Raw genomic sequence first — 13,078 nt, 5'->3', positions numbered from 1 at the left:
TGCAAAGTGACGCAAAATCAACATATCGGCATGCAAAGCGACATCCAGTCTTGAGCCCAGTGACTTATTTCTATAACACAGCGCGGGATAATGACGACGGGCCGTGACGGTGCCGCGACGGAAAGTGCCGCAGATGAATTACGAATCACGCGCGACGGCCGGCGGGGCGCCGCATCTGGAATTTGACGGCGAGCTGCCGCCGCGTCGCAGTCGCCGCCTGCGCTGGATCATCATCGGCGTCGTCGTGCTGGCGGCGGCGCTCGGCGCATGGTTCGTGCTGGGCGGCAAGGGCGAAGACGGCAAGGGCGCCGCCGGCAAGGACGGCGCGGGCGCGGCGGACGCGCAGATTCCGACGATCAGCTATGTCGTGCCCGGCCGCGGCGCAGTCGAGCGGGTCGTGTCCGGCACCGGATCGCTGGCGGCGCGGCGCGAGTTGCCCGTCGGCGAAGCGGGCGAGGGCGGTCTGGTCCGCGCCGTGCTGGTCGAGGCGGGGCAGTGGGTCGGTGCGGGACAAGTGCTGGCGACCGTCGACCGTTCGGTCCAGACGCAGTCCGCCGACGCGCTCGAGGCGCAGATCCGGGTGACCCAGGCCGATCTGGAACTGGCCGAGGCGGAACTGCGCCGCGCCCAGCAGCTGGTCGATCGCGGCTTCATCTCACGCGCCGACATCGACCGGCGGACGGCGACCCGCGACGCCGCGCGCGCCCGGGTGCGCGTGGCGCAGGCGCAGCTGGCGGAAACGCGCGCGCGCAACGTCCAACTCGACATCCGCGCGCCCGCCCGCGGGCTCGTCCTGTCGCGTTCGGTCGAGCCGGGCCAGATCGTCTCGCGCGGCAGCGGTGTGCTGTTCCGCATCGCCAAGGACGGCGAGATCGAGATGCAGGTCCAGCTGAGCCAGGCCGATCTCGCGCGCGTGCGCGTCGGCAGCAGCGCAGAGGTCACGCCCGCCGGCAGCACCCAGAGCTTTGCCGGGCGGGTGTGGCAGGTTTCGCCCATCATCGATCCGCAGACGCGCCAGGGCATTGCGCGCGTCACCGTGCCTTACGATCGCGCGCTGCGCCCCGGCGGCTTTGCCACCGCGCGGATCGTGGTGGGTTCGACCAGCGCGCCTTTGCTGCCCGAATCGGCGGTACTGAGCGACGACAAGGGCAATTTCGTGTATCTGCTCGATCGCAAGGATGAAGCGGTGCGGCGCGCGGTGACGGTCGGCGAGGTGTCCGACAACGGCGTGTCGATCGCATCGGGCCTTGATGGAACCGAGCGGGTGGTGCTGAGCGCGGGTGCGTTCCTGACCCCCGGTCAGAAAGTGAAACCCGTGGCGGTGAAGCCGGAGGCTGAGGCGGGACGATGAATTTCAGGAACATCTCGGCCTGGTCGATCCGTAACCCGGTTCCGCCCATCGTCCTGTTCGTGGCGCTGACGATCGCCGGGATCGTCAGCTTCATGCGCATGGACGTGAATCAGGATCCCGATCTCGATTTTCCGATCGCCATCGTGGTGATCAATCAGCCGGGCGCCGCGCCGACCGAGCTCGAGAGCCAGGTCACCCAGCGTGTCGAGGCGGCGGTGCGCAGCCTGCAGGGCATCGACGAGATCAATTCGACCGTCACCGAGGGCCAGTCGCAGACCGTCGTCCAGCTCAACATCGGCACGCCGATCGACCGCGCGGTCCAGGACGTGCGCGAAGCGATCAACCAGATTCGCGGCGACCTGCCTGACGGCATCCTCGAGCCGCAGGTCTATCGCGCCAACACGACCGACAACGACATCGCCAGCTTCACCGCCATCGCCACCGACATGACGCTGGAGGAGTTGAGCTGGTATGTCGACAATGCGGTGGCGAAGGAATTGCTGGCGGTTCCCGGTCTGTCGGCGGTCGACCGCATCGGCGGCGTCAATCGCGAGATTCGCGTGCTGCTCGACCCCACCAAGCTCCAGTCGCTGGGGCTGACCGCGACCCAGGTCAATCAGCAGCTGCGCCAGATCAACTTGAACGCGGCCGGCGGTCGTGCCGAAATCGCGGGCTCCGAACAATCGGTGCGCGTGCTCGGCAATGCCGCAACCGCCTATGAGCTCAGCCAGACACAGATCGCGATCGGCGGCGGCCGGACCGTCCGGCTCGCCGACATCGCCGACGTGCGCGACGCGTTTGCTGAGCTGCGTTCGGCCGGGCGCTATAATGGGCAACCGGTGCTGGCGTTCGACATCCGCCGGTCAAAGGGCGCGTCGGACGTCACCGTCTTCCACGAAGCCGAAGCCAAGCTGAAGGCGCTGCAGGAACGCAACCCGAAGGTCCGCTTCGAGGTGCTGTTCAACAATGTCGAATATGCCGAGGCCCAGTATCACAGCGCGATCGATGCGATGATCGAAGGCGCGCTGCTGGCGGTGGTCGTCGTGTTCCTGTTTCTGCGCGACTGGCGCGCGACGGTGATCTCGGCGCTCGCCATCCCTCTTTCGGCCATCCCCTCCTTCTGGTTCATGGACCTGCTGGGCTTTTCGCTCAACCAGATGACGCTGCTGGCGCTGAGCCTGGTCGCGGGCGTTCTGGTCGACGATGCGATCGTCGAGATCGAGAACATCGTGCGCCACATGCGGATGGGCAAATCCGCCTATCAGGCGTCGATCGACGCGGCGGACGAGATCGGCCTGGCGGTGCTGGCGACGACGATGGCGATCGTCGCGGTCTTTCTGCCGGTTGCACTGATGCCGGGCATTTCGGGCCAGTATTTCAAGAATTTCGGCCTCACCGTCGTCGCGGCGGTGCTGATGAGCCTGGCCGTCGCGCGGCTGCTGACGCCGATGATCGCGGCCTATTTCCTCAAGTCGAAGGGCCACGCCACCCATGGCGAAGGACCGATCATGGACCGCTATGTCGGCCTGCTGCGCTGGTCGCTCGACCACAGCCGCGCGACGGCGTTCGCGGCGCGTGGCGGGTGGCTGCGCAGGCTTGCGTCGATCGCGCTCGATCATCGCGTCTGGATCATGGGGATCGGCGCGCTTGCGCTGGGCTTGACCGCGGTCATGTTCGTGGTGCTGCCGAGCACCTTCCAGCCGCCGGAGGACCGCGACAACGCGACGGTCACGGTCGAGATGGTGCCCGGCACCACGCTGGCCCAGACCGATGCGGTGGTGCGGCGGGTCGAAGCGCTGCTGGAAAAGCAGGACATCGTCACCGCCACCTACGCGCGCACCTTTGTCGGCAACGGTCGCGTGACCGCGATGCTGTCGAAGGACCGCGACGTGACGAGCGTCGAGTTCGAACGCGCGCTGGCACCCGAGCTGAACAAGATCGCCGATGCGCGCGTGTCGTTCCGGTCGCAGTTCGGATGGGGCAGCAGCGGTCGCGATATCACCATCACGCTCGGCGGCGAGGACCCCGTCCTCCTCAACCAGACCGCCAACAGGCTGGTCGAAGAGATGTTGACCCTGCCCATGCTGGTTGCGCCGCGGGTGTCGGGCGACTTGCAACGGCCGGAAATCGTCATCACCCCGCGCATGGACCTGGCCGCCAACATGGGTGTCACGACCCAGGCGCTGTCGAGCGCGATCCGCATCGCCACACTGGGCGATATCGACCAGAACAGCGCGCGTTTCAGCCTCAGCGATCGCCAGATTCCGATCCGCGTCGCGCTCAGCGAGGACTCGCGCCAGCGCCTGTCGACCATCCAGAATCTGCCGGTGCAGACGCAAAATGGCGGGTCGGTCCCGTTGTCGGTGGTGGCCGATATCGGCTTCGGCGCCGGGCCCACGCGCATCGAGCGCACCAACCGCCAGCGCAAGCTGCTGGTCGGGGTCGACCTTGCCCCCGGCGTGATCAGCGGCGACGCGCAAAAGGCGATCCATGAGCTGCCGGTCTTCAAGAACCTGCCGCTCGGCGTCACCGAGCTGCAGCAAGGTCAGTCGAAATGGTTTGCCGAGCTGATCCAGAATTTCATCATCGCGGTCTTTTCGGGTCTGTTCCTGGTCTTCGCGGTGCTCGTGCTGCTCTACAAGCGCGTGATGCCGCCGTTCGTGAATATGGGATCCCTGCTGCTCGCGCCGCTGGGGGGGCTCCTGGCGCTGTGGGTCAGCGGGCATGCCATTTCGCTACCGGTCTATATCGGGCTGCTGATGCTGCTCGGCATCGTCGCGAAGAACTCGATCCTGCTGATCGACTTTGCGCTCGAGGAATTGAACAAGGGCGTGGACAAGGTGACCGCGATCATCGACTCGGGTCACAAGCGCGCGCAGCCGATCGTGATGACGACCGTGGCGATGGTCGCCGGTATGGTGCCGACCGCGCTTTCGCTGTCGGGCGATTCGTCCTGGCGCGCGCCGATGGGCGTGACCGTGATCGGCGGCCTCATCTTGTCGACGCTGCTGACGCTGGTGATCGTGCCCGCGTCGTTCAGCCTGGCGATCGCGGTCGAACGCTGGATCGGGCCGCGTCTGTCGCGCCGCCTGCTCAGCTATCGCCCCGGCGACGACGGCTCGCTCGTGCCGCCGACGATCGAGCACGAGCCGGGCGGGGGCCGGATCGGCTATCGCCCGGGTGCCGAAGATGGGCAGCCGGCCGAATAACGTTGCCTCGCGCTAGAATACAGGTTACGCATGTTCCCGTTAGTTTCTGGACCGAAGGAGACATGACGTGAGAACTGCTCTGCTCTTGATTTCGATCTTCGCTGCATCTTCGGTTGGTACGGGAATGTTGCTGGAGCAAAAAGCACAACGATGCTCGGCTGCAGAGTGGATCTGGGACACGCTTGTTCAGGACATCGGGTGTTCGTACACGGACAATTGATATCCGGCGACCAGTGGTAACGAAAAACCCGCGGGGTTACGGACAAGTCGGTCCGGAACCCCGCTTGTTTTTTGTCGCATGGGGCCACGCATTCGCGTAGCGCAGAACCGCCAGGTGAACTTATTTTGTTCACATGATTTGGCTGTCGGGTTTGATCTGCTGTGCGCGTGCTAGATTTTGGTGACCAACGTCCGCCACCCGCCCTTGTGCGGATGCGCTTCATCGCGACCGGCCTGCTGGTCGCGATGGCGGCGACCTTCTTCGTCGCGCGCGCATTCCAGGACGCGCACCCTGCCTGGGGTTACATCCAGGCCTTTGCCGAAGCGGCGATGGTCGGCGGGCTCGCCGACTGGTTCGCGGTCACCGCGCTGTTCCGCCGCCCGCTCGGCCTGCCGATTCCGCACACCGCGATCGTGCCGCGCAACAAGGACCGCATCGGCGACACGCTTGCGGCATTCCTGAAGGATAACTTCCTGATCCCCGGCGTGGTCGCGCGGCGGATGCGCGACGTCGACGCGGCGGGCGCGGTCGGGCGCTGGCTGACCGATCGCGATGGTCGGACGCTTGGCGGGCGACTGCGGCGCGGGGCGGCGCGCCTTGCGGTCGACCTGCTCCAGTCGCTCGATCAGGAGCGGCTGGGCCACATGGTGCGCGGGGCACTTTCCGGCCAGTTGCGCCAGCTCGACATCGCGCCTTTGCTCGGCCAGCTGCTCGACGCGGCGATTCGCGACGGTCGTCATCAGCCGCTGCTGGACGGCGTCATCCGCTGGGCGGCGCGGGTGCTGGAGGCCAATGATGACGTGATCCGCGCGATGGTGCACGAACGCGCCGGATCGATCCTGCGCTGGACGGGGCTGGACGAGACGCTGGCCAACAAGATCATCGCGGGGCTGGAGCGCCTGGTCCACGACATGGCCGACGATCCCGGCCACCCCCTGCGCGCCAAGGCGGAGGAGGGGCTGGAAAAACTCGCCTCCGACCTTCAGTTCGACGCCGAGATGCAGGCAAAGGTGGCACGCCTCAAGGCGGAGCTGCTTGACAATCCCGCGCTCGGCCGCTGGTGGCAGGGCGTGTGGGAAACGATGCGTGCCGCGCTGCTGCGCGTCGCGCGCGATCCCGATGCTCTGGCCGCGGGGCAGCTGGGCGGCGCGATGCGCCAGCTCGGCGAAACGCTCCAGTCCGATCGCGCGCTTGCCCGCATGGTCAACCGGCTCGTCCGCCGCGCGATGGTCGGCGCGGCGGCGGACTATGGCGACGGCATCGTGCGGCTGGTGTCGGACACGGTGCGCGGCTGGGACGCACGCACGATCACCACCCGGCTGGAGCATGCGGTCGGGCGCGACCTTCAATACATCCGGGTCAACGGTACGCTGGTCGGGGGATGCGTCGGGATCGTCATCCATGCCGCCGACCTGTGGCTGTGACCGACGCGCCGCATTGCCGATGATTGCGCCCCCGGCCGTGCAATACCTTGCCGCGACGCCGGAAATAAACGATGGAAGGCGGCAATGAAGCCCGCCGATTTCGTTCTCGATCCGTCGGATGAAGCCGGCAGCATCCGTTTTTCGGGTGACCTGTCGCTGGCGAGCATCGGTGACCTGCCCGAACGGCTCGCCGCACTGCCCGACAAGGTTGCCCGCATCGACATGACCGGGATCGACCGGATCGATACGGTCGGGGCGTGGATCGTCCACCGCTTCGCCCGCGACCAGTCGGCCGAAGTCGTCGGGCTCGGTCCCGATGGCGCGCACCTGCTCGAACAGGTCGCCGCCGCCGATCACAAGGTCGCGATGAAGCCCGACCAGCTGCCGCCGGTGCTGCGCGTGCTCGACGAACTGGGTGCGGCGGTGATGGGCGCGCTGACCACCCTGGTCGGGCTGCTCGGCTTTCTGGGCGCGACCGCCATCGCCTTTGCCAATGTGGTCCGCCACCCCAGCCGTTTCCGCTTCAACGCCACGGTGCACCGGTTCGAGGTGGTGGGCGTCTCCGCGCTCGGCATCATCGGACTGATGAGCTTCCTGATCGGCATCGTCATCGCGCAGCAGGGCGCCGTCCAGCTGCGGCAATTCGGCGCGGAGGCGTTCACCATCAACCTGGTCGGACGGATCACGCTCAGGGAACTCGGCGTGCTGATGACCGCGATCATGGTCGCGGGGCGATCGGGCTCGGCATTCGCGGCGCAGATCGGCACGATGAAGCTGACCGAGGAAATCGACGCGATGCGCACGATCGGCGTGTCGCCGATGGAGGCGCTGGTCGTGCCGCGCACGCTGGCCGCGGTGCTGATGATGCCGTTGCTCGGCTTCTATGCCTCGGTGATCGCGATCATCGGCGGTGGCCTGCTGTGCTGGATCTCGCTCGACATCCCGCCGGTCATCTTCATCCAGCGGCTGCGCGAGGTGGTGCCGATCACCGACCTGTATGTCGGGCTGGTCAAGGCGCCGGTGTTCGGCGCGATCATCGCGATTGCCGGCTGCTTTCAGGGGATGCTGGTCGAATCCGACGCCGAGCAGGTCGGCCTGCGCACCACGTCGGCGGTGGTCCAGGCCATCTTCCTGGTGATCGTGCTCGATGCATTCTTCGCGGTCTTCTTCACCGAGATCGGCTGGATATGAGCGGCGAATCGGTCATCTGCGTGCGCGGCCTCAGCAACGCCTTTGGCGAGCAGACGGTGCACGAGAACCTCGACCTCGATGTGCGTCGCGGCGAGATTCTGGGCGTGGTCGGCGGATCGGGGACCGGCAAGTCGGTGCTGATGCGGTCGATCATCGGGCTGCAGACCCCGGTCGAGGGCGTGATCCGCGTGTTCGGGGAGGAGACGATCGGCCGCGAGGAAACCGAGGCGATCGAGATCCGCAAACGCTGGGGCGTGCTGTTCCAGGGCGGCGCCCTGTTCTCGACACTGACCGTCGCCGAGAATGTCCAGGTGCCGTTGCGCGAATTCTACCCCAAGCTCAATCAGGCACTGCTCGACGAGATCGCCGGGTACAAGGTGGTGATGACCGGTCTGCCCGCCGACGCGGGACCCAAATACCCGTCCGAGCTTTCGGGTGGCATGAAGAAGCGCGCCGGCCTGGCGCGCGCGCTGGCGCTCGACCCGGAGCTCCTGTTCCTGGACGAACCGACCGCGGGGCTCGACCCGATCGGGGCGGCCGCGTTCGACGAGCTCACGCTGTCGCTCCAGAAGACGCTGGGCCTGACCGTCTTCCTGATCACCCACGACCTCGACACGCTCTACGCGATATGCGACCGCGTCGCGGTGCTGGCCGACAAGCGCGTGATCGCGGTCGGCACGATCGACGAACTGCTGGCGCTGGACCATCCGTGGATCCAGGAATATTTCAACGGCCCGCGCGGACGCGCGGCGGTCGCCACCAACGAAGCGGCCGCGCTGGCGGCCAAGGCATGAGGGGCTGATGGAAACCCGATCGAACCATATTCTGGTCGGCAGCGTCGTGCTGATCCTGCTTGCCGTGCTGGCGCTGTTCACCGTGTGGATCGCGCGGCTGAACGCCGCCAGCAATCGCGAATACGACATCTTCTTCAACCAGGCGGTCGACGGGGTGAACAAGGGGTCGGTGGTCGCCTATTCGGGCGTGCCGTCGGGACAGGTCGAGGAAATCGCGCTTTACAAGCCCGATCCCCAGCTGGTCCGCGTGCGGATCAGCGTGAACGAGGACGTGCCGGTGCTGGAAGGAACGACCGCCAGCGTCCAGGGCAGCTTTACCGGGGTCAGCACCATCCAGCTCGACGGGGCGATCAAGGGCGCGCCGCCGCTGCGCTGCCCGGAGATCAAGCCCGAAAGCGCCTGTCCGCTCGGCGTTCCGGTCATTCCGACGAAGCGCGGCGGGCTGGGCGCGCTGCTCAGCTCCGCGCCGCAGCTGCTCGAACGGCTGAGCACGTTGACCGAGCGGCTTTCCGAATTGCTGTCCGACCGCAACCAGAAATCGATCGGGAACATCCTGGCCAACACCGACCGGCTGACCGATGCGCTGGCCGACCGCGGACCCGAGATCGCCGCGACGCTGGCCGAGACGCGGGTCGCGCTGCAAAAGGCCGGAATGGCGGCGGACGAGATCGGCAAGCTTGCCGGCACGACCAATGGCTTGCTCAGCAATGATGTGAAGCCGGTCGTGGCCAACCTCAATCGCACGGTATTGTCGGCCCAGAAGAGCATGGACTCGCTCGACGCCGCGATCAACGACGCGCGGCCAGGGCTCCAGGCCTTTTCCAAGAAGACGATCCCAGAGGTCGGCCAGCTGGTCCAGGATCTGCGCCAGATGTCGGCGGCTTTGACCTCGGTCGCCGAAAAGATCGATCGCGAGGGCGCGGGCTCGATCCTGGGCCAGCCCGAGCTGCCCGACTACAAGCCAAGGAAGCAAGGCGCGCAATGAAGAAACTGGTCCTCATCGCCCTGATCCCGCTCGCCGCGTGCGTTCGCTTCGGCGCGGAGCCGCCGCCGGCGCTGATGACGCTGACGCCCGCCGCCGCCGTGCCGGTCGGGCGTGAGCAGAAGTCCGCCGACGCGCGTACCGTGACGCTCACCGTGCCGGTGGTGCCCCAGGAGCTGGCGGTGACGCGCGTGCCGGTGCGGTCGGCGGGGACCCGCGTCACTTATGTCAAGGACGCGCAGTGGGTCGAGCCGCCGGCGCGGATGTTCGCGCGGCTGCTCGCCGATACCGTTACGGCGCAGACGCCGCTCGTCGTGCTGGGCGCGCGCCAGTTCCAGGTCGATCCGGGCGCGATGCTGTCGGGCGAGCTGCGCAGCTTCACCATCGATGCCGATACGCAGGAGGCGGTGGTCGTCTATGACGCGGCGCTGATCCGCGAAGGGGTCGCCGGCGTGGAAAAGCGCCGCTTCGAGGCGCGCGAGCCGGTGACCGCGGTCGAGGCCGACGCCGTCGGCACCGCGCTCAATACTGCGGCGAACCGCGTGGCGAGCGACGTCGCGACCTGGCTTTCCCGCTAGCCACGTCGGGTGTGCGGCATCGTGCCCACACGCTTTGAACGCGGGTGGTCGTGCAATCGTTTGCATGTCCCGCTGATTGGCGTTAACTAGCACGCCTCATGACAAGAGCGGTTCATCAAGACCGCTGTGTATCCGGGAGTGAGTATATGCGTACGACCCTTGGCCTCAGCTTTCGCGCGCTTTTGCTGGTCGGCTCGACCCTTTCCGTTGCCCCCGCTTTCGCTCAGGTCGGTCCGCCGTCATCCGAAGCCGGATCGACCGCGACCGAAGACGCATCCCAGGCCGATGCGCAGGGCGGCGAAGACATCATCGTCACCGGCACGACGACCCGCAACCGTCCCCTGATCACCGCCTCGGCCGACATCACGCTGGCCGATCGCGAGGCGATCGACCGCCGTGCGCCGCGATCGACCGCCGACCTGCTCGAACTGGTGCCCGGCGTCTTCGTCGAGGGGACGGGCGGCGAAGTGTCGAACAACTATTCGGTCCGCGGCCTTCAGGGCGGCGGCCAGCGTTTCGTCCAGCTCGAAGAGGACGGGTTGCCGATCATCTATAATGGCGGCGGCGCCGACTTCTTCTTCTCCCAGGACTTGACGATCGACCGGCTCGAAGCGGTGAAGGGCGGCTCGTCGGGCGTGCTGACCGTCAACGGCGCGGGCGCGACGATCAACTTCGTGTCGCGTCGCCTGGCCTTTGACGAGCCCGAGGGGATCGCACGGGCGACGGCGTATAATTACGGGCTGCTGCGCGGCGACTTCTATTACTCCGCGCCGCTGCTGGCCGACAAGCTGGCGTTCAGTGTCGGGGGCTATCTCCAGACCAGTCCCGGCGTACGCCGCAACCCGTTCAATTATGAGGGCTGGCGGCTGAAGGGTGCGCTCGAATATCGGTTCGACGATGGCGGTTTCGTGCGGCTCAGCGCCAAGGGCGGCGACCTCAAGACCGTGTTCTACGCCGGCCAGCCCTATGCGCTGAACGACGGCGAAGTCGGCGCGGTCGCCGGGCTCGACCCGCAGTTCGACCATATCGGCGGCAGCTCGTTTGCACGGATCCAGGCCCCGGTGTCGACCTTTGTCGACCCCGACGGCTTCCGCGAGTTCAATTTCACCGACGGCGTGCAGATCAAGACCGCGCAGGTCCGCATCGATTTCGAAAAGCCGCTTAGCGACAGTTTCGAGATTTTCGGCCGCGCGCGCTATCTCGATCTGTCGTTCGACTTCAACGGCCTGTTCCCCGGATCGGGCACCGGCAATGCCGGCCTTGCCAGCGCGGTCGAATATCTGACGCCTGGCGCGGGCTCGCCGATCAACGGCCTGCTGACGCTCGGCCAGGCCGCGTTCCCGACCGCGACGCGCTTCGGCATCCGCAGCCGGACCAGCGGCGTCGTGCTCGGTTCCAATCAGGTTGCCGAACTCAACGCGCTCAACGGCAACGGCTTCCTTCAGCAGACCACGCTCAACCACGATTTCCAGGAAGGGCATGATTTCGGCCTCAATGCCGGCGGTCGCTGGGCGTTCGAAAGCGGCGCGATCAAGAACTCGCTGACCTTCGGCGTGCTCTACTACGATGTCCGCCGGTTCCAGAACCAGTCGGCGACCGCGACCGCGCTCAACGACGTGCGCAACAACAGCAATCTCTATGACGTCGTCGCGCTGGATGCGAACAACAACGTCATCGGGTCGCTGACCGACAACGGCCTCGTGTCCTATGGCAACTGGGGCGCGGGCATCCGCGAGCGCACCGACGAATCGGTTTCGCTCTACCTCAACGACGAAATCCAGATCGGCGACCGGCTGCGCATCGACGGTGGTATCCGTTGGGAGTTCCTCGACTCGCGCTTCGACGATGGCAATGCGGCGGCAGTAAATCAGCCGGTGCCCGCCGGTCTGGGGGGAGTCGTGCGCGACGTCGGCTCGACCTTCAACGGCACGTTCACCACGCGCACCGACAGCAAGGACGCGATCGCGTGGACGGTGGGTGCCAATTACCTGCTGACCGACAATCTGGCGGTCTATGCGCGCTATGCCGACGGGTTCCAGACCAACAATGTCGATCCGATCACCCGGGTCGAGCTGTATGAAATCGGCGCGCGCGTCGAATATGGCCGGCTGTTCAGCGGGTCGGTCACGCTGTTCCAGACCAATTTCAACGACCAGTTCTACAACTTCATCGATCCGCTCGATCCGACGCGCCAGACTGCGTTCCTCGCCGACCTGAGCACCCAGGGGGTCGAGATCGATGCGATGGTGCGGCCGACCGACTGGTTGTCGGTCAACTTCATCGGGGTTTTTCAGGATCCGACGCTCGACAATCTCAGCCTGAACGGGGTGGCGCAGCCGACATTCGACGGCAATCGCCCCGAACGGACCCCGTCGCAGCTCTGGACGATCACACCCACCGTAAAGCTTCCCAACGGGGTGGGTGAAGCGTTCGTGCGCTACAAATATATCGGGCGCATCTTTGCCGATTCGGGCAACGGCGTCGCGTTGCCGGGCTATGGCGTGACCGGCGTCGGCCTGACGCTCAACCTGACCGACCGGTTGCAGCTCGCGCTCAATGCCGACAATATCTTCGATGAAATCGGCCTGACCGAAGGCAATCCGCGCCAGGGCCAGACCCAGAACGCCGATTCGGGCTTCTTCTATGCGCGCGGCATTGTCGGGCCGACCTATGGCGGCACGCTGACGATGCGGTTCTGATCCCCGGGGGCGCGCGAGCGCCCCCGACCGGAACGTGGCAGCGGATGGAGAGACGAAGATGCGGCACCTGAAACCCATGGCCGCGGCGATCGCCCTGTGCATGGCCGCCGGGCCGGCGATCGGCCAGGCCAGGCCCGAACCCGAACTCGGCTATCAGCTTGTCGAGGGACAGAATATCAATGCGTTCGTTCGCGACGGCGCGGTGGCGGCGCACCTGTTGCTGCGTTCGGGCAATGACCCGCGCATCCTGGTCGCCTTCCCGGCGGGAAACAGCGGCGTCGGGCTGTGGTTCGACACGCTGGCCGCACCGGCGCAATGGGCGCTGGAGTCCGCACCGCAGCCCGTCGACGTGCGCGACGCGCACGGCCGGCGGCTGAACGGCGTGCGGGCGGTGGCGTCGCTGACCGCGCCGAGGCTCGCGCTCAAGCAAGCGGTGCTGTCCAACGTCCGCTTCCTGCGCGACTATCAGGCGATCGGCCGCTTTCCGCCCGAAGTGGCGGTGAAGGCGCAGATCGACGGCAATCGCATCGTCTATGCGCGCGACCGCGTCGACGGCGCGCCGGGCTATCGGCTCGAGCTGCGGGTGGTCGAGGGGCGGGTGAACGCGGGCGGCATCGAGGCGGGCGCGGG

General features: G+C 66.6%; 8 protein-coding genes and 1 pseudogene. All 9 read left to right on the top strand.

What is annotated here, in order from left to right:
- Positions 1–133: 133 nt before the first annotated feature.
- The gene (locus AX676_RS11860; RefSeq protein ID WP_066480854.1) at positions 134–1,351 is read left to right on the top strand and encodes an efflux RND transporter periplasmic adaptor subunit; all 1,218 of its coding nucleotides are present in this window, start codon (positions 134–136) and stop codon (positions 1,349–1,351) included.
- Complete coding sequence (locus AX676_RS11855; protein WP_066480748.1) at positions 1,348–4,560, top strand: efflux RND transporter permease subunit; 3,213 nt, start codon at positions 1,348–1,350, stop codon at positions 4,558–4,560. Before AX676_RS11860 ends, AX676_RS11855 begins: the two co-directional genes overlap by 4 nt.
- Before the next feature lie 432 nt (positions 4,561–4,992).
- Positions 4,993–6,204, top strand: a complete 1,212-nt coding sequence (locus AX676_RS11850; RefSeq protein ID WP_066480750.1) for a DUF445 domain-containing protein — start codon at positions 4,993–4,995, stop codon at positions 6,202–6,204.
- Between the two features lie 84 nt (positions 6,205–6,288).
- Positions 6,289–7,395, top strand: coding sequence for an ABC transporter permease (locus AX676_RS11845; protein ID WP_066480752.1), 1,107 nt, complete (start codon positions 6,289–6,291; stop codon positions 7,393–7,395).
- Positions 7,392–8,189 (top strand): ABC transporter ATP-binding protein, encoded by a 798-nt coding sequence (locus AX676_RS11840; protein WP_066480753.1) that lies wholly within the window; start codon positions 7,392–7,394, stop codon positions 8,187–8,189. The genes AX676_RS11845 and AX676_RS11840 overlap by 4 nt, the downstream gene beginning before the upstream one ends.
- 7 nt (positions 8,190–8,196) lie before the next feature.
- Complete coding sequence (locus AX676_RS11835; protein ID WP_066480754.1) at positions 8,197–9,174, top strand: MlaD family protein; 978 nt, start codon at positions 8,197–8,199, stop codon at positions 9,172–9,174.
- Entirely contained in the window at positions 9,171–9,749 is a 579-nt protein-coding gene (locus AX676_RS11830) for an ABC-type transport auxiliary lipoprotein family protein (protein WP_066480755.1), read from the top strand. The genes AX676_RS11835 and AX676_RS11830 overlap by 4 nt, the downstream gene beginning before the upstream one ends.
- Positions 9,750–9,895: 146 nt before the next feature.
- Positions 9,896–12,448 (top strand): TonB-dependent receptor domain-containing protein, encoded by a 2,553-nt coding sequence (locus AX676_RS11825; protein WP_197417170.1) that lies wholly within the window; start codon positions 9,896–9,898, stop codon positions 12,446–12,448.
- Between the two features lie 58 nt (positions 12,449–12,506).
- Positions 12,507–13,078: pseudogene (locus AX676_RS11820) on the top strand (hypothetical protein); the annotation flags it as partial.

Source organism: Sphingomonas sp. CCH21-G11 (assembly GCF_001555965.1).
GTDB lineage: Bacteria > Pseudomonadota > Alphaproteobacteria > Sphingomonadales > Sphingomonadaceae > Sphingomonas.
Note: the sequence above shows the minus strand (reverse complement) of the source record. Positions and strands in the feature narration are given on the sequence as shown.

Bases quoted from the DNA above. Each gene is read 5' to 3' on its own strand.
- AX676_RS11850 (WP_066480750.1), top strand. From the start codon at position 4,993: ATGCGCTTCATCGCGACCGGCCTGCTGGTCGCGATGGCGGCGACCTTC.
- AX676_RS11825 (WP_197417170.1), top strand. From the start codon at position 9,896: ATGCGTACGACCCTTGGCCTCAGCTTTCGCGCGCTTTTGCTGGTCGGC.
- AX676_RS11855 (WP_066480748.1), top strand. From the start codon at position 1,348: ATGAATTTCAGGAACATCTCGGCCTGGTCGATCCGTAACCCGGTTCCG.
- AX676_RS11835 (WP_066480754.1), top strand. From the start codon at position 8,197: ATGGAAACCCGATCGAACCATATTCTGGTCGGCAGCGTCGTGCTGATC.
- AX676_RS11845 (WP_066480752.1), top strand. From the start codon at position 6,289: ATGAAGCCCGCCGATTTCGTTCTCGATCCGTCGGATGAAGCCGGCAGC.
- AX676_RS11830 (WP_066480755.1), top strand. From the start codon at position 9,171: ATGAAGAAACTGGTCCTCATCGCCCTGATCCCGCTCGCCGCGTGCGTT.
- AX676_RS11840 (WP_066480753.1), top strand. From the start codon at position 7,392: ATGAGCGGCGAATCGGTCATCTGCGTGCGCGGCCTCAGCAACGCCTTT.
- AX676_RS11860 (WP_066480854.1), top strand. From the start codon at position 134: ATGAATTACGAATCACGCGCGACGGCCGGCGGGGCGCCGCATCTGGAA.